The 23604-nt window shown below is 73.9% G+C and carries 20 protein-coding genes and 2 pseudogenes; 14 read left to right on the forward strand and 8 right to left on the reverse strand.

Annotated elements, in window-relative coordinates; all coding sequences use genetic code 11:
- The first annotated feature begins 25 nt into the window (after positions 1-25).
- Entirely contained in the window at positions 26-1750 is a 1725-nt protein-coding gene (locus ACF08D_RS03800; protein ID WP_392221208.1) for a BCCT family transporter, read from the forward strand.
- Between the two features lie 58 nt (positions 1751-1808).
- On the opposite strand, the gene ACF08D_RS03805 is transcribed toward ACF08D_RS03800, so the two are convergent.
- Entirely contained in the window at positions 1809-2741 is a 933-nt protein-coding gene (locus tag ACF08D_RS03805) for an NAD(P)/FAD-dependent oxidoreductase (protein ID WP_392220880.1), read from the reverse strand.
- Positions 2742-2841: 100 nt separating this feature from the next.
- Here ACF08D_RS03805 and ACF08D_RS03810 point away from each other — a divergent pair, with 100 nt between their 5' ends.
- A complete protein-coding gene (locus ACF08D_RS03810; RefSeq protein WP_392220881.1) occupies positions 2842-4482 on the forward strand; it encodes an ABC-F family ATP-binding cassette domain-containing protein in 1641 nt (546 codons plus the stop codon).
- The gene (locus tag ACF08D_RS03815; protein WP_392220882.1) at positions 4479-4904 is read left to right on the forward strand and encodes a hypothetical protein; all 426 of its coding nucleotides are present in this window, start codon (positions 4479-4481) and stop codon (positions 4902-4904) included. Before ACF08D_RS03810 ends, ACF08D_RS03815 begins: the two co-directional genes overlap by 4 nt.
- A gap of 236 nt (positions 4905-5140) precedes the next feature.
- On the opposite strand, the gene ACF08D_RS03820 is transcribed toward ACF08D_RS03815, so the two are convergent.
- From ACF08D_RS03820 to ACF08D_RS03830, 3 genes are all read right to left on the reverse strand, one after another.
- Positions 5141-7603, reverse strand: coding sequence for a Tex family protein (locus tag ACF08D_RS03820; protein WP_392220883.1), 2463 nt, complete (start codon positions 7601-7603; stop codon positions 5141-5143).
- A gap of 85 nt (positions 7604-7688) precedes the next feature.
- Positions 7689-7820, reverse strand: a complete 132-nt coding sequence (locus ACF08D_RS03825; protein ID WP_260604312.1) for an LPFR motif small protein — start codon at positions 7818-7820, stop codon at positions 7689-7691.
- A 79-nt stretch (positions 7821-7899) separates the two neighbouring features.
- Positions 7900-8763 carry a hypothetical protein gene (locus ACF08D_RS03830; RefSeq protein WP_392220884.1) on the reverse strand — a complete coding sequence of 288 codons (864 nt, stop codon included), beginning with the start codon at positions 8761-8763 and terminating at the stop codon, positions 7900-7902.
- A 143-nt stretch (positions 8764-8906) separates the two neighbouring features.
- On the opposite strand from ACF08D_RS03830, the gene ACF08D_RS03835 reads away from it, so the two are divergent.
- A complete protein-coding gene (locus ACF08D_RS03835; RefSeq protein ID WP_392220885.1) occupies positions 8907-9890 on the forward strand; it encodes a GlxA family transcriptional regulator in 984 nt (327 codons plus the stop codon).
- Positions 9891-9926: 36 nt separating this feature from the next.
- Positions 9927-10559 (forward strand): DJ-1/PfpI family protein, encoded by a 633-nt coding sequence (locus ACF08D_RS03840; protein ID WP_392220886.1) that lies wholly within the window; start codon positions 9927-9929, stop codon positions 10557-10559.
- 25 nt (positions 10560-10584) lie between these two features.
- Here ACF08D_RS03840 and ACF08D_RS03845 read toward each other — a convergent pair whose 3' ends face one another.
- Complete coding sequence (locus ACF08D_RS03845) at positions 10585-11331, reverse strand: enoyl-CoA hydratase/isomerase family protein (RefSeq protein WP_392220887.1); 747 nt, start codon at positions 11329-11331, stop codon at positions 10585-10587.
- Positions 11332-11528: 197 nt separating this feature from the next.
- Here ACF08D_RS03845 and ACF08D_RS03850 point away from each other — a divergent pair.
- A pseudogene (locus ACF08D_RS03850) lies at positions 11529-11975 on the forward strand (ATP-binding protein); the annotation flags it as partial.
- Positions 11976-12240: 265 nt separating this feature from the next.
- Here the strand turns inward: ACF08D_RS03850 and idi are convergent.
- From idi to ACF08D_RS03865, 3 genes and pseudogenes are all read right to left on the reverse strand, one after another.
- A complete protein-coding gene (gene idi / locus ACF08D_RS03855; RefSeq protein WP_392220888.1) occupies positions 12241-12834 on the reverse strand; it encodes an isopentenyl-diphosphate Delta-isomerase in 594 nt (197 codons plus the stop codon).
- A 101-nt stretch (positions 12835-12935) separates the two neighbouring features.
- Positions 12936-13511, reverse strand: a pseudogene (locus ACF08D_RS03860) (GNAT family N-acetyltransferase); the annotation flags it as partial.
- Between the two features lie 128 nt (positions 13512-13639).
- Entirely contained in the window at positions 13640-14587 is a 948-nt protein-coding gene (locus ACF08D_RS03865) for a cation diffusion facilitator family transporter (protein WP_392220889.1), read from the reverse strand.
- Between the two features lie 436 nt (positions 14588-15023).
- Here ACF08D_RS03865 and ACF08D_RS03870 point away from each other — a divergent pair, with 436 nt between their 5' ends.
- From ACF08D_RS03870 to hpnC, 8 genes are all read left to right on the forward strand, one after another.
- A complete protein-coding gene (locus ACF08D_RS03870) occupies positions 15024-16934 on the forward strand; it encodes a DUF5941 domain-containing protein (RefSeq protein ID WP_392221209.1) in 1911 nt (636 codons plus the stop codon).
- On the forward strand, positions 16931-17680 hold the full coding sequence (locus ACF08D_RS03875) for a sugar phosphate nucleotidyltransferase (protein ID WP_392220890.1): 750 nt from the start codon (positions 16931-16933) through the stop codon (positions 17678-17680). Before ACF08D_RS03870 ends, ACF08D_RS03875 begins: the two co-directional genes overlap by 4 nt.
- The gene (locus ACF08D_RS03880) at positions 17668-18729 is read left to right on the forward strand and encodes an iron-containing alcohol dehydrogenase family protein (protein ID WP_392220891.1); all 1062 of its coding nucleotides are present in this window, start codon (positions 17668-17670) and stop codon (positions 18727-18729) included. Before ACF08D_RS03875 ends, ACF08D_RS03880 begins: the two co-directional genes overlap by 13 nt.
- Positions 18707-19486 (forward strand): CDP-alcohol phosphatidyltransferase family protein, encoded by a 780-nt coding sequence (locus tag ACF08D_RS03885; RefSeq protein WP_392220892.1) that lies wholly within the window; start codon positions 18707-18709, stop codon positions 19484-19486. Before ACF08D_RS03880 ends, ACF08D_RS03885 begins: the two co-directional genes overlap by 23 nt.
- Before the next feature lie 7 nt (positions 19487-19493).
- Positions 19494-20378, forward strand: a complete 885-nt coding sequence (locus ACF08D_RS03890) for a glycosyltransferase family 2 protein (RefSeq protein ID WP_392220893.1) — start codon at positions 19494-19496, stop codon at positions 20376-20378.
- A gap of 143 nt (positions 20379-20521) precedes the next feature.
- Entirely contained in the window at positions 20522-21451 is a 930-nt protein-coding gene (locus tag ACF08D_RS03895) for an ABC transporter permease (protein WP_392220894.1), read from the forward strand.
- On the forward strand, positions 21444-22256 hold the full coding sequence (locus ACF08D_RS03900; protein WP_392220895.1) for an ABC transporter ATP-binding protein: 813 nt from the start codon (positions 21444-21446) through the stop codon (positions 22254-22256). The genes ACF08D_RS03895 and ACF08D_RS03900 overlap by 8 nt, the downstream gene beginning before the upstream one ends.
- A gap of 458 nt (positions 22257-22714) precedes the next feature.
- Positions 22715-23602: a squalene synthase HpnC gene (hpnC, locus tag ACF08D_RS03905; protein WP_392221210.1), complete on the forward strand. Its 888-nt coding sequence runs from the start codon at positions 22715-22717 to the stop codon at positions 23600-23602.
- Positions 23603-23604: the final 2 nt, after the last annotated feature.

Genomic DNA, 23604 nt, shown 5'->3' on the forward strand with positions numbered 1-23604 from the left:
GGAGCAACGCAAACCGGGGCAGCGGATGCGCCTGCCGGTGAAGGCGGCCCTTCCCGGCCGCCACCCGCACGAGGACAAGGCACCCGTCACCGACCGGGTGGTCTTCGGGGTGACGGCCGTCCTCACCCTGGTCTTCGTCGTCTGGGGCGCCACGGCCACCGGAGCGCTGGAGAGCGTCTCCGACACCCTGCTGAACGGCCTGATGCACAACGGCGGCTGGGCCTTCGTCCTGGCCGCCTCGGGCTTCGTCGTCTTCGCGCTCTGGCTCGCCGTCAGCCGGTACGGGCGGATCGAGCTGGGCCAGGAGCACGAGGAGCCCGAGTTCAGCACGGTGTCGTGGGTCGCCATGATGTTCAGCGCCGGCATGGGCATCGGCCTGATGTTCTACGGCGTCAGCGAACCGCTCGCCCACTACACCACCCCGCCGCCGGGCACCGACCCCGCCGACTCGGCGGACCGCATGCAGACCGCGCTGGCCACCACCCTCTTCCACTGGACCCTGCACCCCTGGGCCATCTACGCGGTGGTCGGCCTCGCCATCGCGTACAGCACCTTCCGGCGCCGCAGGCGGCAGACCATCAGCGCCGTGTTCGTGCCGCTCCTCGGCAAGAAGCGCGCCGAGGGCACCCCCGGACGGATCATCGACATCCTGGCGATCTTCGCCACGCTGTTCGGCTCCGCCACCTCGCTGGGCCTCGGCGCGCTGCAGATCGGCAGCGGCATGAACGAGGTCGGCTGGCTGGACGAGGCGGGCACCGGGCTGCTGGTCGCCATCATCGGCGTCCTCACCGTCTGCTTCGTCTTCTCCGCGGTCTCCGGTGTGGAGCGGGGCATCCAGTGGCTGTCCAACACCAACATGGTGCTGGCCGTCGTCCTGGCCGTCTTCGTCTTCGTCGTCGGCCCCACCATCCTGGTCCTCGACCTCATCCCCACCTCCCTGGCGGCGTACTTCGACGAGCTGCCGCAGCTGATGGGCCGCACCGAGGCGTCCACCGGCGGCGGTGACGTCGCCGACTGGCTGAGCAGCTGGACGGTCTTCTACTGGGCCTGGTGGATCTCCTGGACGCCCTTCGTCGGCATGTTCATCGCCCGCATCAGCCGCGGCCGCACGATCCGCCAGTTCGTCGGCGGCGTCATCCTGGTGCCCAGCACCGTCAGCCTCATCTGGTTCGCCGTCTTCGGCGGTACGGCCATGCGGCTGAAGGAGCAGGGCGACCTTGGCGACGCCACCACCCCCGAGGCGCAGCTGTTCGGAGTCCTCCAGGAGTTCCCCATCGCCGGAGTGATGAGCCTCCTGGTGATGATCCTGGTCGGCATCTTCTTCATCTCCGGCGCCGACGCCGCCTCGATCGTCATGGGCACCCTCTCCCAGAAGGGCACCTTCGAGCCCGCCCGGTTCGTCGTGATCTTCTGGGGCGTCGTCACCGGCGCCGTGGCGGCCGTGATGCTGCTCGTCGGCGAGGGCAAGGGCGACGCGCTCGCGGGGCTCCAGCACCTCACCATCCTGGTCGCCGCGCCCTTCGTCCTGGTGATGATCGGCATGTGCTGGGCGCTGATGCGCGACCTGCGCCGCGACCCGCTGATCGTGCGCGGCGAACTGGCCGAGGAGGCCGTGGAGGAGGCGGTGATCGCGGGCCACGAGAAGTACGCGGGCGAGTTCGAGATCCGGATCGGCCCGGCCCAGGACGAGGAGACGGAGGCGGAGCGCGACCGCAGGGACCCGGGCCCGCCGCCCGCGTCCGCCCCCTGACCGCCGCCGCACCGCCGCACCGCCGCCCGCCGACCCTTCGGCGGGCGGCGGGCGCGTCTCAGGCACCCGCCACCAGCCGGGCCACCTCCCGGGCGCAGCCCCAGGCCACGGTGACGCCCGCGCCGCCGTGGCCGTAGTTGTGCACCAGGAGCCCCCCGCCCGGCCCCACCCGTTCGGCCACCAGCCGTACGCCGCCCGTACGCACCGGCCGCAGGCCCACCCGGTGCCCCAGCACCCGGGCGCGGCCGATCTCCGGGCGCAGCCGGGCGCACCGCGCGACGATCGCGGCGGCCGTCCCGGCGTCCGGCTCCGTGCGCCAGTCGTCCTCCTCCGCCGTCCCGCCCAGCACCAGCCGCCCGGGCTGCGGGAAGAAGTACGTCGCCGAACCGGTCGAGGTGTCGGGCGCGACGAACCACTCCTCCACGCCCGGGTTGTCCACCAGCACCAACTGCCCCCGCACCGGCCGCAGCGCCGGGTCCGGTACGAGGTCCCGCGCGCCCAGCCCGGTGCAGTTCACCACCACCGGAGCCCGAGCCTCATCCAGCGATGCCACCGCCCGCCGCTCCACGCACCCGCCCGCCGCCTCCAGCCGCGCGACCAGCCACGCCAGGTGCACCGGCATGTCCACCAGCGGCAGCACGGCCGCCAGATCACCCGACGGCAACTGCCGCAGCGCCGCCACCTCACGCGCCCACGGCCCGAGCGCGCCCAGCTCCGTGGCCGCCTGCACCCCCGCCACCCTCCGCACGCCCGTCGCCACCGGGTCGGCCGCCAGCCGCTCGTACACCTCCAGCGACGCCAGCGCCCACGCGCCCACCCGCTCCACCGGTTCGATGCGGTACGGCCACCACAGCGCACCCGCCACCGCGGAGGTGGTGGCGCCCGGCGCGTCCCGGCTCCACACCCGCACCCGCATCCCCCGCTCGGCCAGCGTGACCGCCGTCGTCAGCCCCACGACCCCGCCGCCCACCACGATCACGTCACCGCCCATGCCGGGACGGTAGCCTGGCCGCGGCGCGCGCGCCCGCGCTTCCGGACGGGCGCTCCCGATCGGGCCCGGTCCGGGGAGAGGCCCTAAAATCGATCCCCTGATGACAGCAACCCTCGTCGCCAAGGACCTCGCCGCCGGCCACGGCGAACGCACCCTCTTCTCCGGCCTCGACCTCGTCGTCGCCCCCGGCGACGTGATCGGCCTCGTCGGCGTCAACGGCGCCGGGAAGTCGACCCTGCTCCGGCTGCTCGCCGGGCTCGACCGGCCCGAGCACGGGGAGCTGCGCCTGTCCCCGCCGGCCGCGACCGTCGGCCACCTGCCGCAGGAGCCGGAGCGGCGCGCGGGGGAGACCGTACGGGACTTCCTGGCCCGCCGTACCGGCGTCGCCGCCGCCCAGGCCGCCATGGACACCGCCACCCAGGGCCTCGTCGACGGCACCCCCGGCGCCGACGACGCCTACGCCACCGCCCTGGAGCGCTGGCTGAACCTCGGCGGCGCCGACCTCGACGAGCGCGCCGAGGAGGTCGCCGGCACGCTCGGCCTGACCGTCGGCCTCGACCGGCCCATGACATCCCTCTCCGGCGGCCAGGCAGCCCGCGCCGGCCTCGCCTCGCTCCTCCTGTCCCGCTACGACGTCTTCCTGCTCGACGAGCCGACCAACGACCTCGACCTCGACGGCCTCGAACGGCTGGAAGGATTCGTCCAGGGCCTGCGCGCCGGGACGGTCGTCATCAGCCACGACCGCGAGTTCCTCGCCCGTACCGTCACCAAGGTCCTGGAACTGGACCTGGCCCAGCAGCAGATCCGGCTCTACGGAGGCGGCTACGAGGCGTACCTGGAGGAGCGGGAGACCGCCCGCCGGCACGCCCGCGAGGACTACGAGGAGTACGCCGACAAGAAGGCCGCGCTGGAGGGCCGCGCCCAGATGCAGCGCTCCTGGATGGACAAGGGCGTCAAGAACGCCCGGCGCAAGGCGGGCGCCGACAACGACAAGCTCGGCCGCAAGTTCCGCAGCGAGGCGAGCGAGAAGCAGGCGGCCAAGGCCCGCCAGACCCAGCGCATGATCGAGCGGCTCGACACGGTCGAGGAGCCCCGCAAGGAGTGGGAGCTGCGCATGGAGATCGCCGCCGCGCCGCGCTCCGGCGCGGTCGTCGCCACCCTGCGCGACGCCGAGGCCGCCCGCGGCGGCTTCCGCCTCGGCCCCGTCTCGCTCCAGGTCGACTGGGCCGACCGGATGGCCATCACCGGGGCCAACGGCGCCGGCAAGTCCACCCTGCTCGCCGCGCTCCTCGGCCGCCTCCCGCTCGACGCCGGCCACGCCGCCCTCGGCCCCGGCGTCGTCGTCGGCGAGGTCGACCAGGCGCGCCGCCTCTTCCACGGCGAGGAGACGCTGCTCGAGGCGTTCTGCACGGCGGTGCCCGACACCGAACAGGCCGACGTACGCACCCTGCTGGCCAAGTTCGGGCTCAAGGCCCACCACGTCACCCGCTCGGCGACCTCCCTCTCGCCCGGCGAGCGCACCCGGGCCGCCCTCGCCCTGCTCCAGGGCCGGGGCGTGAACCTGCTGGTGCTGGACGAGCCGACCAACCACCTCGACCTGCCGGCCATCGAACAGCTGGAGTCGGCCCTCGACACGTACTCCGGCACGCTGCTCCTCGTCACCCACGACCGGCGGATGCTCGACGCGGTCCGCACCACCCGCCGCATCGAGGTGGCCGACGGCAAGGTGACCGAGCTGTGACGGCCGAGAACGCCGTCCGCCGGCTGGTCGCCCTGCTGGACGACCCCGACTCGGACGTGGACGCCACCATCCGGCTGGCCGACGAGATCGCCGCGTCCGGCGACCGGGGGCCGCTGCCGCTGCTGGAGGCGGAACTCGACCGCGCCGTCCGCGACCGCAACCCCTACGCCCGTGAGGTACTGGGCGGGGTCCTCGGGCAGCTCGGCGGCGCCCCGGTGCTGCCCGTGCTGCTGCGCGCCTCCGCCGTGGACATGGGGGAGGCCGACCAGGACGGCCTGGCCACGGAGATCGTCGACGTGGCGCTCACCGACCCGGTCACGGCCCGCGCGCTGCTGGTCCCGCTCACCCGCGACCCGGACGCCGCCGTCGCGGTCCGCGCGGAGTGGGCCCTGCGCTTCCTCCCGGCGCCCCCGGACGCGTGACGGCCGGGCCGGTATCGGTGGCCCGACACAACGCCAGGCCCGGCGCCCGGCGGCACGGGCCGACCACCGGCGCCCGCCGCCCGGACACGCCCCCGGACGCGTAACGGCCGAGCCGGGGTCGGTGGCCCGACACAACGCGAAGCCCGCCGCCCGGCGGCACGAGCCGCCCACCGGCGCCCGCCGCCCGGCCCCGGGGGCCACGTCCACACCCCCGGGACCGGGCCGACCGCCTCGCCTCAGCGGCGGCCCTTGGCGCCGTCGCCGCCGCCCAGCAGGCCCGCCTTGCGGAGGGCGTCGGCCATCGCGCTGTTGGCGGGCGCCGGGGCCTGACGGCCACCCGCGCCGCCCCGCGCACCGCCGCCGTTCCCGCCGCCCCGCGCACCGCTGGCACCACCGCCGCCGTTCCCGGCGCGCCGGTCGCCGCGACCGCCGCCACCGCGCCGGTCACCGCCACCGCTGCCGCCCTGGCGCTGCTGCGGCGGGCGGCCGCCCCGCTCGCGCCGGGGCGCGTCGGAGGAGCCCGAGCCGCCGGGCTCGTCGTCCAGGCGCAGGGTCAGCGAGATCCGCTTGCGCGGGATGTCGACGTCCAGCACCTTCACCTTCACCACGTCACCCGGCTTGGCCACCTCGCGCGGGTCCTTGACGAAGGTCCGCGACATCGCCGACACATGGACCAGCCCGTCCTGGTGCACACCGATGTCCACGAAGGCACCGAAGGCGGCCACATTGGTGACGACGCCCTCCAGCACCATGCCCGGCTCCAGGTCGCCGATCTTCTCGACGCCCTCCTTGAAGGTGGCCGTCCGGAAGGCCGGCCGCGGGTCGCGCCCCGGCTTCTCCAGCTCGCGCAGGATGTCGGTGACGGTCGGCAGGCCGAAGGTCTCGTCCACGAAGTCGTCCGCCCGCAGCGACCGCAGCACCGAGGTGTTGCCGATCAGGGAGGCGACCTCGGCGCCCGTCGTCTTCACCATCCGCCGCACCACCGGGTACGCCTCGGGGTGCACGCTGGACCCGTCCAGCGGGTCGTCACCGCCCCGGATCCGCAGGAAGCCCGCGCACTGCTCGTACGCCTTCGGGCCCAGCCGCGCCACGTCCTTGAGCGCCCGCCGCGACCGGAAGGGGCCGTTGGCGTCGCGGTGGGCGACGATGTTCTCGGCGAGGCCCGCCCCGATGCCGGACACCCGCGAAAGCAGCGGCGCCGAGGCGGTGTTGACGTCGACCCCGACGCCGTTCACACAGTCCTCGACGACGGCGTCCAGCGACCGGGACAGCTTCACCTCGGACAGGTCGTGCTGGTACTGGCCGACGCCGATCGACTTGGGGTCGATCTTGACCAGCTCGGCCAGCGGGTCCTGGAGGCGGCGCGCGATCGACACGGCGCCGCGCAGCGAGACGTCCAGCTCCGGCAGCTCCTGCGAGGCGAAGGCGGAGGCCGAGTACACCGAGGCACCCGCCTCGGACACCATGACCTTGGTGAGCTTCAGCTCCGGGTGGCGGGCGATCAGGTCGGCGGCCAGCTTGTCGGTCTCCCGCGAGGCGGTGCCGTTGCCGATGGCGACCAGCTCGACCGCGTGCTCCTTCGCCAGCCGGGCCAGCGTCGCCAGCGACTGGTCCCACTTGTTGGCCGGGACGTGCGGGTAGATCGTGTCCGTGGCGACGACCTTGCCGGTCGCGTCCACGACGGCGACCTTCACGCCGGTACGGAAACCGGGGTCGAGCCCGAGCGTCGCGCGCGTCCCGGCCGGTGCCGCGAGCAGCAGGTCGCGCAGGTTGGCGGCGAAGACCCGTACCGCCTCGTCCTCGGCCGCCGTCCGCAGCCGCAGCCGCAGGTCGATGCCGAGGTGGACCAGGATGCGGGTGCGCCAGGCCCAGCGGACCGTCTCGCCGAGCCAGGCGTCGCCCGGCCGGCCCCGCTGCGCGATCCCGAAGCGGGAGGCGACGATCCCCTCGTACGACGACGGGCCCTCGACGGGCTCCTCCGGCTCCAGGACCAGGTCGAGGACCTCCTCCTTCTCGCCGCGCAGCATCGCGAGCACCCGGTGCGAGGGCAGCTCGGTGAAGGGCTCGGCGAAGTCGAAGTAGTCGGCGAACTTCGCCCCCGCCTCCTCCTTGCCGTCCCGGACCTTCGCCGCCAGCCGCCCGCGGGTCCACATCCGCTCACGCAGCTCGCCGATCAGGTCGGCGTCCTCGGAGAACCGCTCGGTGAGGATGGCGCGCGCGCCCTCCAGAGCCGCCGCCGGGTCCGCGACGCCCTTGTCCGCGTCGACGAACGCGGCGGCGGCGGCGAGCGGCTCCACGGACGGGTCGCCGAGGAGCCCGTCCGCGAGCGGCTCCAGCCCGGCCTCGCGGGCGATCTGCGCCTTGGTGCGCCGCTTCGGCTTGAACGGCAGGTAGACGTCCTCCAGCCGCGCCTTGGTGTCGGCGGCGAGGATGCGGGCCTCGACGTCCTCGGTGAGCCTGCCCTGTTCGCGTACGGACGCGAGGACGGCGGCCCGCCGGTCCTCCAGCTCCCGCAGGTACCGCAACCGCTCCTCGAGCGTGCGCAGCTGCGCGTCGTCGAGCATCTCGGTCGCTTCCTTGCGGTAGCGCGCGATGAACGGCACGGTCGACCCGCCGTCGAGCAGCTCGACGGCCGCCCTCACCTGTCGCTCGCGTACGCCGAGCTCCTCGGCGATCCTGCCTTCGATGGACGTCGTCACGGTGTCCCGACTCGCCTTCTCGTGCCTGTCAGCTTGAGCCTGCATTCTGCCGGGTCACCGTGCGGCGTGTCCGTCTGCCCCGTCGTCAGGCGCGGCGCGCCCGGCCTCCGCCCCGCGACGCCCCGCCGAAGAGCCGGGCCAGGAGCCGGAACGGCAGGGTGACGACGGTGGCGACGGCCGAGCCGATCATGCGGAAGAAGTCGGCGATGGTACGCACGGGGCACCTCCATGTGCTGTCGGTTGCCCCCTGCGGGTTGCCGCCGTCACCCCGGCGAAACGTGCCGCCCCGGCGTGGTTCAGCCCCGGCCCACCAGGTCCGCCGGGAAGGCGCCCGCCGCGACCGCCGTGCCCAGGAAGCCGCGGGCCAGGTCGGTGAGGCGCTCCACGTCCGCCGCGCCGAGGTGCTCGTACGGGGCGGCGTCCAGGCGGTCGGTGTGGTCCTCGACCGCCGCGCGCAGCCCGGTGCCCGCCTCGGTCAGCTCGCCGGCCGCGTCCAGCAGGCCCCGCCCGCGCAGCCGCTCGGCCGCCGCGTCCCAGTCGGCGCGCCGCCAGCCGCGGGTGGCCAGGATCCAGCGGGGCGCCATGCCCTTCCCGGTGGCCGTGTGGCTCACGAGCGCCTCCAGCGGGTCGAGGCCCGCGTCCAGCAGGGCGATCAGGTGCGCGTCGCCCCGGTGCTCGCGCAGCAGGGTGGCCGCGTGCCAGTACGCCAGGTGCGGCGCCTCGGGGACGGGCAGGTCGGCGTGGGCGGCGTACAGCGGGCGGGCGTGCCGGGTGCAGCCCTCGGCGGCGCGCAGGGCGAGCCGGGCGGCCTCCGCCATCGTCTCGGACTCCACCGCCTCGTCGCCGAGCAGCCGGCGCAGCGTGGTGTCGGCGGCGCGCAGCCGGGCGGCGAGTACCGCGGCGGGCGACGCGGTGTCCCAGACGGCCGGCAGATGGCGGGCGACCAGTTCGTGGTTGAAGTTGTAGAACGCCGCGGTGACCACGCCGGGCCCCACGGCGCCCATCGCGGCGGCGCGGCCGGCGAAGTACGCGGCGCTGGAGTCGGTGACCCCGAGGCCGGCCATCTCCCGGGCGAAGTCGGGCGAGAAGTACACCGTCGAGTGGAGCGGGTTCACGGCGTTGTGGCAGCGGCGGCCTGCGCGCGGCGGGAGAGTCGTCATGCGCCGCAGGTTACCGACTGGTTGGTACGCCCTGGAAGGCCGGGGCGCCGTGAGGCCCGCCGCCCCCGGGCCGGACCGGATGGCAGGAAAGGCGGGATCCTCGTCATTGCGGCCATGGCGGCGGGCCCCGAAGGATGAGGGGCATGACGCAACGACCCGTCCTCGTCGTCCTCTTCGACGGCGTGCAGAGCCTGGACGTCACCGGACCGGTGGAGGTGTTCGCGGGCGCCTGCCACATCGCCGCGGACGCCTATCCGATCCGTACCGCCTCGCTCGACGGCGGGCCGGTGCGCACCCAGAGCGGGCTGAGCCTGGCCGCCGACACCTCCCTCGCCGGGGCCGGACCGGCCCACACCCTGCTGGTGCCGGGCGGCGAGGGCAGCCTCGACCCCGACCCGCGCCTGGTCGACTGGCTGCGCGTCCATGCGCCGCGCGCCGAGCGCCTGGTCTCGGTCTGCACGGGCGCGCTGCTCCTGGCCCGGGCCGGCCTGCTGGACGGCCGGCGCGCCACCACCCACTGGGCGTTCTGCGAGACCCTCGCCGCGGGCCACCCGGAGGTCGAGGTGGACCCGGACCCGATCTTCGTACGGGACGGCCGGATCGCCACCTCGGCGGGCGTCACCGCGGGCATCGACCTGGCCCTCGCCCTGGTCGAGGAGGACCTCGGGCGGGACGCGGCGCTCGTCGTCGCCCGCCACCTGGTGGTCTTCCTGCGCCGCCCCGGCAACCAGTCCCAGTTCAGCGCCCAGCTCTCCGCCCAGACCGCCCGGCGCGCACCCCTGCGCGAGGTCCAGCGGTTCATCACCGAGCACCCGGACGCCGACCTGTCCGTGGACGCCCTGGCCGCCCGCGCCCGGCTCTCCCCGCGCCACTTCGCCCGCGCCTTCCGGGCGGAGACCGGCACCACACCGGGCCGCTACGTCGACCGCGTACGCCTCGAACACGCGCGGCGCCTGCTGGAGGACGCCGGCGGCGGCGTCCAGGAGGTCGCCCGCGCGGCGGGCTACGGCACCCCCGAGGCGATGCGCCGGGCCTTCGTCAAGGCGCTCGGGACCCCGCCCGCCGAGTACCGGCGCCGCTTCCACGCCCCGCCGCACCCCGCCCCCGCCCCCGCCCCCGCCCACTGACCCCGCACCCCGCACTCCGAGAGGACACCGGTACCCATGCGCATCGCCATCCTGCTGTACCCCGGCTTCACCACCCTGGACGCCACCGGCCCGTACGAGATCATCAGCCGGCTGCCCGGCGCCGAGACGGTGTTCACCGCCAAGGAGGCCGGCCCGGTCCGCAACGATCAGGGCAACCTCGCCCTGGTCGCCGACCGGCCCCTCACCGAGGTGACCGACCCGGACATCGTCGTCGTCCCGGGCACCGGCGACTGGGAGCCGGTCCTGCGCGACCGGGAGACCCTCGACTGGCTCCGTGCCGCCGACGCCACCAGCACCTGGACCACCTCGGTGTGCACCGGCTCGCTGATCCTCGCCGCCGCCGGCCTCCTCCGGGGCCGCCGCGCCACCAGCCACTGGCTCGCGCTGGACCTGCTCAAGGAGTACGGGGCCGAACCGACCGGGGAGCGGGTCGTCACCGACGGCAAGTACGTCACGGCCGCCGGGGTCTCCTCCGGCATCGACATGGGCCTGAGCCTGGTGGGCCGCATCGCCGGCGACCGGCACGCCCAGAGCGTCCAGCTCCTCACCGAGTACGACCCGCAGCCCCCGTACGACGCGGGCTCCCCGGACAAGGCCCCGGCCGAGATCGTCGCCTTCTGGCGCGAGGAGATGCGCCGCACCACCTGACCGCACCGGAGCTGCGCCCGGCGGCTCAGAGCGTGTACGTGAAGCGCGGGGCACGCCGGGCCAGGAAGGCGGCGACGCCCTCCGCGGTGTCGCCGCTGCCGCGCGCCTGCTCCGCCCAGTGGGCGTCGCGGTCGGTGCGGCCCGCCGCGAACTCCTTGGCCGACGCCTGGGTCAGCAGCGACCGGGACGCCAGGACCGCGGTGAACTCCCGCACCCGGCGGTCCAGTTCGCCGGGCGGGAGCACCTCGTCCACCAGCCCGGTGCGCAGCGCCCGGCCGGTGTCGACCAGCTCGCCCGAGAACAGCAGGTACTTCGCGGCGGAGGGGCCCACCAGGGCCACCAGCCGCCGGGTGGAGGAGGCGGGGTAGACGATCCCGAGCTTCGCCGGGGTGATGCCGAAGAGGCTGCCCTCCTCGGCGAACCGCAGGTCGCAGGCGGCGGCGAGCTGGCTGCCGCCGCCCACGCAGTAGCCCCGGACGGCGGCCAGCGAGGGCTTGGGGAAGGCGGCGAGCGCCTCCTCGGCGCGTACCGCGAGGGACTGCTGCTCGTCGCCCGGCTCGCCCAGCGACGCGATGTCGGCCCCGGCGCAGAAGGTGCCGCCCGCGCCGGTCAGCACCAGGACCCGTACGTCCCGGTCCGCGGCCAGGCGGTCGAGCAGCCCGGGCAGCGCGCGCCACATGCCGGCCGTCATGGCGTTGCGCTTGGCGGGGTTGCTGATCACGACGGTGGCGACCCCGTCGGTGACGGAGTGCTCCAGCTGCGGCTGTTCCATGGGCCGGATGCTATCGGGCCGCTCCCGCACGCCCGATCAGACAAGGGCAGGAGTGGTCGAAGCCGCGATCCGGTCGTACATCCGCGGTCGCCGTCCGTCGAATAGCCGCTGACTTCTGGTCAGTAGCCCTGTTCCGGCCATGAGGGGCCAACACTCGATGCGTGGCGACAATCGAGCACGAGGGTGGAAACCGGACCATGGAGAACCCCGGGAGCGTCCCCGTCCGGCCTCCCTCCTACGAAGGGGTATGGCGATTCACCGCTCCCGCCGTCGACGTCTCCGTACCGCAGGCCAGGCGTGCCGTACGGGATCTGCTGAAACGTCAATGCGTGCCGGCGCACGACGATGTCGTCCACGGCCTGCTGCTGATCGTCTCGGAACTGGTGACCAACGCCGTGCGGCACGCGGCCCTGCTGTCGCCCGAGCTGGCCGTCGAGGTGGCCATCGGGGCGGAGTGGATCCGGGTGTCGGTGGAGGACAGCCACCCGTACCGGCCCAAGGCGCTGGAGACCGACTACGGCCGCACCGGCGGACGCGGGCTGCTGCTGGTGCGGGAGATCACCGGCGAGGCGGGCGGGGAGTGCGACGTCGAGCACACCGCGAGCGGCGGCAAGATCATCTGGGCGGCGCTGCCGATGAGACCCGGGGCGGGCGGACGCGCCCCCGCGGCGCGGGTCCCGTCCGCCGTACCGCCGCCCGGCCCCGGGCCGCTCCCCCCGGCTGTGCCCACCGCCCCCGTCACCCCGGCCGCGCCGCCCGCAGACCCCGTCACCCCCGCCGTGCCGTCCGCGGCCCCCGTCACCCCGGCCGTGCCGTCCGCGGCCCCCGCGCCACCGCCGCCGTCCCTGCCGACGGCAGCGGCCGGCCCCCCGTCGCACGGGGGACCGGCCGCGGAGGACGGGGCGGGCGTCACCAGCCGCCGGTCTCCCCTGTCAGCTCCTTGATCGCCGGACGCGCCGCGTCCAGCACCGTCATGAACCACGCGGAGAACGGCCCGGCCTCGTGCCGCTCGGCCAGCTCACGCGCCGTCACGAAGGCGGTCTCCTCGATCTCCTCCGGGTCCGGCCGGAGCGGAGCCTGCACCATTCCCACGAAAAGGTGGTTGTACTCCTGCTCCACCAGCCCCGAGGCGGGGTCCGGGTGGTTGTAGCGGACCGTGCCGGCCTCGGCGAGCAGCGACGGCGAGACGCCCAGCTCCTCGTGGACCCGCCGGGCCGCCGCCGCGAACGGCGCCTCACCCGGATACGGATGCCCGCAACAGGTGTTCGACCAGACGCCGGGGGAGTGGTACTTCCCCAGCGCCCGCCGCTGGAGCAGCAGCCGCCCCTCCTCGTCGAAGAGGAACACCGAGAACGCCCGGTGCAGCTGCCCGGGCGCCTGGTGGGCGGCCAGCTTCTCCGCGGTGCCGATGGTGGTGCCGTTCTCGTCGACCAGTTCGAGCATGATCGACGGCGCGGTCCCGTTCGACGAGCTGTTCGCCGCGGTGGCTGGTGTGGTCGGCATAACCATCCTTCGCTTCGGTTCTCGGCCCGTTGGGCACGCCTTAGTGTGCCGTACAAAGAGCTGCTTGTCGGCACACGACCGTCCCCGCCCGACATGTCGGATCAGACACCGAACGCCGGTGGGTAGTGGATCGTGCCCACCGGCAGACGCCCGGAACCCTCCAGGTCGAGCGCCATCATGGCGTCGTCCGGCACCTCGAACGGCGCCCTGATCCCGTACCGCGAAGCGGGCGTGAAACCGAACCTCGGGTAGTACTCCGGATGACCGAGCACCAGGACCAGCCGCTCCCCGCGCAGCCGGGCCGCGTCCAGCACCGCCCGCACCACCGCCTGCCCGGCGCCCCGCCCCTGGTGCCCGGGCGCCACCGCCACCGGCGCCAAGGCCGCGGCGGGGGCGTCACCCACCCGGCAGCGGGTGACCAGCGCGTGGGCGGCGACCGTGCCGTCCGGTGCCTCGGCCACGTACGACAGGCCCGGCAGCCACGCGGACCGGTCCGCGCGCAGCCGGTCGACCAGCGCGGCCTCGGCCCCCGTGCCGAACGCGGCGGTGTTCACCGCCCGCACGGCCGCCACGTCCGCGTCCGTCTCCGGCCGGGTGCGCCAGCGGGGATCGGCCGGGCGCAGCACGAACCCGGCGTACCCGTACTCCGCGCCGTGCTCCCGGCGCATCGCGATCTCCGAGAGGAGCCGGCGCGTGGTGGCGTCGGAGCCGGGGCCCTGCCGCGGCAGACCGTGGCGCAGGGCGAAGAAGGCGTCGTGCGTGGTGTGGCCGGACAACATGGGAACCCCTTGCAGCCTCACGGCGGTCAGTGACAGAGCCGTGCCTCGTGCTCCGCGTGACCCCTCGGCTCCAGCTGGAACGTGCAGTGCTCGACGTCGAAGTGGTCGCCCAGGCATCCCTGCAGCTCGTGCAGCAGCTTCTCGTGCCCCACCGAGTCCAGCGCCTCCTGGTGCACCACCACGTGCGCCGACAGCACCGGCATCCCGGAGGTGATCGTCCAGGCGTGCAGGTCGTGCACGTCCAGCACCCCGGGAAGGGCCACTATGTGCGCCCGTACCTCGGCCATGTCCACGCCCTTCGGGGCGGACTCCAGCAGCACGTCCAGCGTCTCGCGCAGCAGCTTCAGGGTGCGCGGGACGATCATCAGGCCGATGACCAGCGAGGCGATCGGGTCGGCCGCCTGCCAGCCGGTGGCCAGGATGATCCCGGCCGAGATCAGCACCGTCACCGAGCCGAGCGCGTCCGCCAGCACCTCCAGATAGGCGCCCCGCACGTTCAGGCTCTCCTTCTGCCCCCGTACCAGCAGGGACAGCGAGACCATGTTGGCGACCAGGCCGAACAGGGCGAACGCGATCGCCACCCCGCCCTTGGTCTCGGCCGGCGTGATGAACCGCTGCACCGCCTCGAACAGCAGGAAGCCGCCCACCCCGAGCAGCAGCAGGCAGTTGGCGAGCGCCGCCAGTATCTCCGCCCGCGCGAAGCCGTAGGTGCGCCGCTGGTCGGCGGGGCGCCCGGCGAAGTGGATCGCCAGCAGCGCCATGGCGAGGCCCACGGCGTCGGTCGCCATGTGGGCGGCGTCGGCGATCAGGGCGAGCGAGTCGGCGACCACACCGCCCACGATCTCGGCCACCATGACCGCCACCGTGATCGCGAGCGCGATCCGCAACCGCCCCCGGTACGCGGCGGCGGCGGTGCCGGTCGGCGGCGGACCGCCGTGCGCGTGCCCGTGCCCGTGGTCGTGCCCAGCCCCCATGGAAAGCGCCTCCCGTTGATCGACGACACCGGCCAGTGAACTACGGGTGGGGGGTATCCGCAAGCTGGCATTGAACACGGTTGTCATCTGCCCTGACCTGCGGTTATGCCTCCTGGTCAGGGCCGTGGGCGATGCGCCCGGGAGGTCGCCGGGGACGGTCGGCGGACGGTTCCTCCGCGGGCCGTCCCGGCCGCGGTTTGTGGGGCGAGCCACCGATCGAGGATGATGATCGCGTACGGGCGGACGGCCGCCGGAGGCCGGGAAACCTCGGTGAAGTCCGGCTTCCGTTCATCCGATAGCCTCTGCCGACGTGCCGCCGCCCGCGACCGGGCCGAGCCGCCGCGCACCAGCCCCGTTCAGGCCCAAGGAGTGAGTTCGTCTGTCGACCGCCATCCTCACCGGTCCGCCGGTACCCGGATCGCCGCTCGAGGGCGATCTGCGGTCGCTGGGCTTCGACGTCCGGACCGCCGCCGACGCGCGGGAGACCGCCGCGCTGCTCGCCGCCGTCCCGGCCGCCGAGCGGGTCGCGGTCGTCGACCCGCGCTTCGTGGGCCACGTCCACGCACTGCGCCTCGCCCTGACGGACCCCCGCTTCCCGGCCGCCGCCGCCCCCGGCGCGCTCACCGCCCAGCCGGAGGCCCGCGCCGCGCTCACCCGCGCGCTCACGGCCGTGACGCCGGTCACGGAACGGAGCGTCACGGCCCCCGCCACCACCACGGCCGGAGCGCCGGCCACCGGGCCCGCGACCACCACGGCCGGAGCGCCGGCCACCGGGCCCGCGACGACCGCGGCCGGAGCGCCGGCCACCGCGCCCGCGACCACCACGGCCGGAGCGCCCGCCACCGCGCCCGCCCCGGGCGCCGGTGCCGGGCCGGCCACCCTGCCCGACCTGCTCGCGGACGCCCTCGGCGCCGACGGGGTCGCCGTCCACCGGCCCGACCTCGGGTCGCTGGTCGCCGCCGTGCCCGCCGACCCGCAGAGCCGCAAGGAGACCCGCGACGCCGTCGAGGCCGTCGACGACGAGGCCGTACGGCTCCGCTCCGCCGTGAAGGCCCGCGACGGGTTCTTCACCACCTTCTTCATCAGCCCCTACTCCCGCTACCTCGCCCGCTGGTGCGCCCGCCGGGGCCTCACGCCCAACCAGGTCACCACCGCCTCGCTGGTCACCGCGCTCGTCGCGGCCGGCTGCGCGGCCACCGGGACGCGCGGCGGGTACGTCGCCGCCGGAGTGCTGCTCCTCTTCTCCTTCGTCCTGGACTGCACCGACGGCCAGCTCGCCCGCTACTCGCTCCAGTACTCGACGATGGGCGCCTGGCTCGACGCGACCTTCGACCGGGCCAAGGAGTACGCCTACTACGCGGGCCTCGCGCTCGGCGCCGCCCGCGGCGGGGACGACGTCTGGGCCCTGGCCCTGGGCGCGATGGTCCTCCAGACCTGCCGCCATGTCGTGGACTTCTCCTTCAACGAGGCCAACCACGACGCCACCGCCAACACCAGCCCCACCGCCGCGCTCTCCGACAAGCTCGACGCCAAGGGCTGGACGGTCTGGGCGCGCCGGATGATAGTCCTGCCCATCGGCGAACGCTGGGCCATGATCGCCGTCCTCACGGCGGTCACCACCCCCCGCGTCGTCTTCTGGGCCCTGCTGATCGGCTGCGCCTTCGCCGCCTGCTACACCACCGCCGGCCGCCTCCTGCGGTCGCTCACCCGCAAGGCCCGCCGCACCGACCGGGCCGCCCGCGCCCTGGCCGACCTCGCCGACTCCGGCCCGCTCGCCCAGGCCGTCGCCGGGGCGTTCCGCTCCGCGCCCCGGACCCTGGCGCCCGTCACCGCCCTCGTGGGCGCCGCCGCCGTGGTCGCCACCGCGGCGCTCGCCCCCCTCGACGGCCCCTGGCCGGCGCTCGCCGCCCTCGCCTACGCCGTGACGTCCGGCGTGGCCGTCGCCCGCCCGCTGAAGGGCGCGCTGGACTGGCTCGTCCCGCCCGTCCTCCGCGCCGCGGAGTACCTCACGATCCTGGTCCTGGCCGCCCGCGCGGAGGCCCCGCAGGCGCTTCCCGCCGCATTCGGCCTGGTCGCGGCCGTCGCCTACCATCACTACGACACGGTCTACCGCATCCGCGGCGGCACCGGCGCGCCGCCCGCGTGGCTGGTGCGGACGATCGGCGGCCACGAGGGCCGCACGCTGGTGGTGGCGGTCCTCGCCACGGTCCTGGCGACCGGGAGCGGCTTCACGCTCGCGCTCACCGTCCTCGCCGTGGCCGTCGCGCTGGTGGTGCTCGTGGAGTCCATCCGCTTCTGGGTGTCCTCCGGAGCACCCGCCGTACACGACGAAGGAGAACCCGCATGATCGGCCTCGTACTGGCAGCCGGTGCCGGACGGCGTCTGCGCCCCTACACCGACACGCTCCCGAAGGCCCTCGTGCCGGTCGACCCCGCCGGTACCGGTGAGAAGACCGTGCTGGACCTCACCCTCGCCAACTTCGCCGCCGTCGGCCTGACCGAGGCCGCGATCGTCGTGGGCTACCGCAAGGAAGCGGTCTACGCCCGCAAGGAGGAGCTGGAGGCCACGTACGGCCTGAAGCTCACCCTGATCGACAACGACAAGGCCGAGGAGTGGAACAACGCCTACTCCCTGTGGTGCGCGCGTGACGTCCTGAAGGAGGGCGTCATCCTCGCCAACGGCGACACCGTGCACCCGGTCTCCGTCGAGGAGACCCTGCTCGCCGCCCGCGGTGAGGGCCGCCGCATCATCCTCGCCCTCGACACGGTGAAGCACCTCGCCGACGAGGAGATGAAGGTCATCACCGCCGACGGCCAGGGCGTGCGCCGCATCACCAAGCTGATGGACCCGGCCACCGCCACCGGCGAGTACATCGGCGTCACGCTCATCGAGCCCGAGGCCGCGGCCGACCTCGCCGACGCCCTGAAGGCCACCTTCGAGCGCGACCCGGACCTCTACTACGAGGACGGCTACCAGGAGCTGGTGAACCGCGGCTTCCGGATCGACGTGGCACCCATCGGCGACGTCAGGTGGGTGGAGATCGACAACCACGACGACCTCGCGAAGGGCCGTGAGATCGCGTGCCTGTACTGACCCGGCTCATCCCCTCGCCGGTCGTCGTCGACATCAGCTGCGGGGCGATGGACGACCTGGCCGGCCTCCTCGCCGACCAGCGGATCTCCGCCTCCGGCAAGCTCGCCGTGGCGATCAGCAACGGCTCGGGCCAGACCCTGCGCGAGAAGCTCGCGCCGGTCCTGCCCGACGCCGACTGGTACCCGGTCGAGGACGGCAGCATCGACTCCGCCGTGCGCCTCGCCGACGCCATCAAGGGCAGGCGGTACGACGCCGTGGTCGGCCTCGGCGGCGGCAAGATCATCGACGTGGCGAAGTACGCCGCCGCGCGCGTCGGCGTGCCCATGGTGTCCGTGGCGACGAACCTCTCGCACGACGGCATCTGCTCGCCGGTCTCCACGCTCGACAACGACAACGGACGCGGCTCCTACGGGGTCCCCTCGCCGATCGCCATGGTCATCGACCTCGACGTGATCCGCGAGGCGCCCTCCCGGTTCGTCCGCTCCGGCATCGGGGACGCGATCTCCAACATCTCGTCGATCGCCGACTGGGAGCTGTCGCACCGGCACACCGGCGAGCAGGTCGACGGCCTCGCCGCCGCCATGGCCCGTACGGCGGGGGAGTCGGTGCTGCGCCACCCGGGCACCGTCGCCGACGACGAGTTCCTCATCGTGCTGGCCGAGGCGCTGGTCCTCACCGGAATCGCCATGTCGATCAGCGGTGACACCCGGCCCGCGTCCGGCGCCTGCCACGAGATCTCCCACGCCTTCGACCTGCTCCACCCGGCGCGCTCGGCGCTCCACGGCGAGCAGGTCGGGCTCGGCGCCGCCTTCGCGATGCACCTGCGCGGTGCTCACGAGCAGTCCGGGCTCTTCGCCGAGGTGCTCCGCCGGCACGGCCTGCCCGTGCTGCCCGAGGAGATCGGCTTCTCCCCGGACGAGTTCGTCCGGGCCGTGGAGTACGCGCCGCAGACCCGCCCCGGGCGGTTCACCATCCTCGAGCACCTCGACCTGTCCACCGACCAGATCAGGGACGCGTACGCCGACTATGCCAAGACCATCCGTAGCTGAACTCCGCCCGGTCGTCCACCCGGCCGGAGTGAAGGACCGCCGCAGCGGGGAGCACTGGGGCGGCCGCCTCTACATGCGCGAGATCTCCCTGCGCATCACCCGGCTCCTGGTCACCACGCGGGTCACCCCGAACCAGCTGACGTACGTGATGACGCTCGCGGGCGTCCTCGCCGCCCCGGCGCTGCTGATCCCGGGCATCCCCGGGGCGCTCCTCGGCGCGCTCATGGTCCAGCTCTACCTGCTGCTCGACTGCGTCGACGGCGAGGTGGCCCGCTGGAAGAAGCAGTTCTCGCTGGGCGGGGTGTACCTGGACCGGGTCGGCGCCTACCTGTGCGACGCGGCGGTGCTGACCGGTTTCGGCCTGCGCGCCGCCGACCTGTGGGGCAGCGGCCGGATCGACTGGCTGTGGGCGTTCCTCGGCACCCTTGCCGCGCTGGGGGCCATCCTGATCAAGGCCGAGACCGACCTGGTCGGCGTGGCCCGCCACCAGGGCGGCCTGCCGCCGGTCCAGGAGTCGGCCGCCGAGCCCCGCTCGTCGGGCATGGCGCTGGCCCGCAGGGCGGCGGCCGCGCTGAAGTTCCACCGGCTCGTCCTCGGCATCGAGGCGTCGCTGCTCATCGTGGTGCTGGCGATCCTGGACACGGTCCGCGGCGACCTGTTCTTCTCCCGCCTCGGTGTCGCCGTCCTGGCGGGCATCGCCCTGCTCCAGACGGTGCTGCACCTGGTGTCGATCCTCGCCTCCAGCAGGCTGAAGTGAGGGGCCTGTGAGTACGCCGATGAAGCTGGGCGCCGTCATCATCACCATGGGCAACCGCCCCGACGACCTGCGCGCGCTGATCGAGTCCGTCCGCAAGCAGGACGGCGACCCGGTCGAGGTCGTCGTCGTCGGCAACGGCGCCCCCGTCACGGGCGTGCCCGACGGCGTCCGCACGGTCGACCTCCCGGAGAACCTGGGCATCCCGGGCGGGCGCAACGCCGGGATCGAGGCGTTCGGCCCCGGCGGCACGGACGTCGACGCCCTGCTGTTCCTGGACGACGACGGGCTGCTGGCGCAGACCGACACCGCCGAGCTGGTCCGCCGGGCGTTCACCGACGACCCGGAGCTGGGGATCATCAGCTTCCGGATCGCCGACCCGGACACCGGCGCCACCCAGCGGCGGCACGTGCCGCGGCTGCGCGCCTCCGACCCGCTGCGCTCCTCGCGGGTGACGACCTTCCTCGGCGGCGCCAACGCCGTACGGACGAAGGTGCTGGCCGAGGTGGGCGGCCTGCCGGACGCGTTCTTCTACGCGCACGAGGAGACCGACCTCGCCTGGCGGGCGCTCGACGCCGGCTGGATGATCGACTACCGCGCCGACATGGTGCTCTTCCACCCGACTACCGCGCCCTCCCGGCACGCGGTCTACCACCGGATGATCGCCCGCAACCGGGTCTGGCTGGCCCGCCGCAACCTGCCCGCGCCCCTGGTGCCGCTGTACCTCGGCGTGTGGCTGCTGCTGACCCTGGCCAGGCGCCCGTCCGTACCGGCGCTCAAGGCGTGGTTCGGCGGGTTCCGGGAGGGCTGGACCTCCCCGTGCGGCCCGCGCCGGCCCATGAGGTGGCGTACGGTGTGGCGCCTGACGAGACTGGGCCGCCCGCCCGTCATCTGAGAAGCTCGGAATCCGACAGGCCCGCCCGCCCGGCACGCCCGGAGCGGCGGGCCCGACACCACCAGCACGGGCGGCGGGGCCCGGCCGCCACCTGCCCCGCCCGCCCTCATCCGCCGCGCATCCGAAGACGAAAGTTTCCCCCAGTGAGTGAGACAACCCATGACGGAGCGATCGCCGTGACCGCTCCGCCATCCCCGGACGAGGGTCTGTCCCCGGCGGAGCTCGCCGCCAAGTACGGACTGTCGGTCAGCGGCGCCCGGCCCGGTCTGGCCGAGTACGTCCGGCAGCTGTGGGGCCGCCGCCACTTCATCCTGGCGTTCTCCCAGGCGAAGCTCACGGCCCAGTACAGCCAGGCCAAGCTCGGGCAGCTCTGGCAGGTGGCGACACCGCTGCTGAACGCGGCGGTCTACTTCCTCATCTTCGGCCTGATCCTGAACGCGGGCCGCGGCATGGAGAAGGAGGTCTACATCCCCTTCCTGGTGACCGGCGTCTTCGTCTTCATGTTCACGCAGACGTCCGTCATGTCCGGGGTGCGGGCGATCTCCGGGAACCTGGGGCTGGTGCGGGCGCTGCACTTCCCGCGCGCCTCGCTGCCCGTGTCGTTCGCGCTGCAGCAGCTCCAGCAGCTGATGTTCTCCATGATCGTGCTGTTCGTGATCGCGGCGGCGTTCGGCAGCTACCCGTCGCTGAGCTGGCTGCTGATCGTCCCGGCGCTGGCGCTGCAGTTCGTGTTCAACGTGGGCCTGTCGCTGATCATGGCCCGGCTCGGCAGCAAGACCCCGGACCTCGCGCAGCTGATGCCGTTCGTGATGCGGACCTGGATGTACGGGTCGGGCGTGATGTTCTCCATCCCGATCATGCTCCAGGGCAAGCCCGCCTGGATCGCGGACGTGCTGATGTACAACCCGGCGGCCATCTACATGGACCTCATCCGGTTCGCGCTGATCGACGGCTACGGCTCCGAGAACCTGCCGTCCCACGTGTGGTTCGCCGCCCTGCTGTGGGCGGTCCTCGCCGGCGTGGCCGGGTTCGTGTACTTCTGGAAGGCGGAGGAGCGGTACGGCCGTGGCTGACGACATCGACGACCAGACCCAGGCCGCCGTCGCCGACGGCGCCCGCATCCCCACCGTCATCGCCGACGACGTGCACATCGTGTACCGGGTCAACGGCGGCGGGGGCGGCAAGGGCAGCGCCACCGCGGCGCTCAGCCGGATACTGCGCCGCGACAAGCCGGAGTCGCGGGGCGTGCGCAAGGTGCACGCCGTGCGCGGGGTGTCCTTCACCGCGTACCGGGGCGAGGCCATCGGCCTCATCGGCACCAACGGCTCCGGGAAGTCGACCCTGCTGCGGGCCATCGCGGGCCTGCTGCCCACCGAGCGGGGCAAGGTCTACACCGACGGCCAGCCCTCGCTGCTGGGCGTGAACGCGGCCCTGATGGGCGACCTGACCGGTGAGCGCAATGTGATCCTCGGCGGCCTGGCCATGGGCATGTCCCGCGAGGAGATCAAGGAGCGCTACCAGGACATCGTCGACTTCTCCGGCATCAACGAGAAGGGCGACTTCATCACCCTGCCGATGCGGACCTACTCGTCCGGCATGGGCGCGCGGCTGCGGTTCGCCATCGCCGCCGCGAAGAACCACGACGTCCTGATGATCGACGAGGCGCTGGCGACGGGTGACCGGAAGTTCCAGATCCGCTCGGAGGAGCGCATCCGGGAGCTGCGCAAGGAGGCCGGCACGGTCTTCCTGGTCAGCCACAGCAACAAGTCCATCCGGGACACCTGCGACCGCGTCCTGTGGCTGGAGAAGGGCGAGCTGCTGATGGACGGCCCCACCAACGAGGTGCTGCGGGCGTACGAGAAGGAGACCGGCCGCTAGCGGCCCGGAGCGTACGGATCGGTGACGGCCCCCGCCCGCCCGGGCGGGGGCCTCGCGCTGGGCCGGCCGGGTGCGGCGCGCTTCCGCGTGTTCCGGCCGGCCAAGTCCCCTGCCGTACGGGGTGGTTGCCGTCGCGTGTGCGGGTGGCGGGGCCCGGGGGAGCCCCGGGCGCGGTCCCCGGCGTTGTACAACGTAAGCTGTACCGGTGTCATTCGTGGCAAGTCGGGTCAAACCTGCGCGATTCACCCGGATCGGTCCGGCCGGCCTCCGGCGGGAGTCTCCGCCGCGCCGGGGTGGCGCGGCGTCGCGGGACCGGCGGCGTGTCCGAAATAGGATGTTTTGGATCGGCAGTGTAGAACGGGAGACGTGACGGCAATGACGGAGAATCCCCAGCCCCGCCTCCGCAAGGGTCCCGCCGTCCGCACGCCGGGCAGTCCGCGGTGACCACCACCGCACGGGTGACACCCGACCCCGCCGCGCGCGGCACGCTCGACAAGGCCGCCCGCGAGAACTTCCCCGTGGCCCCCTTCTTCCTGCCCCGCGCCTGGCGCGCCGACCTCATGGCCGTCTACGGCTACGCCCGCCTGGTCGACGACATCGGCGACGGCGATCTGGCCCCCGGCGGCGCCGACGCCCGCCACCTCGGCGCCGAGGGCGAGACCGACCGGCTCACCCTCCTCGACGCCTTCGAGACCGACCTGCGGCGCGTCTTCGACGGAACCCCCCGCCACCCGCTGATGCGCGCCCTGCAGCCCACCGTGCGGCGCCACACGCTCACCCCCGAGCCGTTCCTCGGCCTGATCGAGGCCAACCGCCAGGACCAGCTCGTCCGGCGCTACCAGACCTACGATCAGCTCGCCGCCTACTGCGAGCTGTCCGCCAACCCCGTCGGCCGCCTCGTCCTCGGCATCACCGGCACCACCAGCCCCGAACGCCTCCGCCACTCCGACGCCATCTGCACCGCGCTCCAGATCGTCGAACACCTCCAGGACGTCGCCGAGGACTACGCCCGCGACCGCGTCTACCTCCCGGCCGACGACATGAAACGGTTCGGCGTCACCGAGGCCGACCTCGCCCGGCCCAACGCCACCGGCCCGGTGCGCGCCCTCGTCGCCCACGAGGCCGAACGCGCCCGCCGCCTGCTGCACGACGGCGCCCCCCTGGTGGGCAGCGTCCGCGGCCGGCTCCGGCTGCTGCTCGCCGGCTTCGCCGGCGGCGGGCACGCCGCGCTCGACGCCATCACGGCCGCCGGACACGACGTACTCCCCGGACCGCCCAGAGCCACCAGACCGAACCTGATGCGCGCGGTGGGAACCGTGTTGCGCAGAGCACGTGGAGAGGGGTGAGC

It is taken from the genome of Streptomyces sp. NPDC015131 (genome assembly GCF_043079975.1).
Classification (GTDB): domain Bacteria; phylum Actinomycetota; class Actinomycetes; order Streptomycetales; family Streptomycetaceae; genus Streptomyces.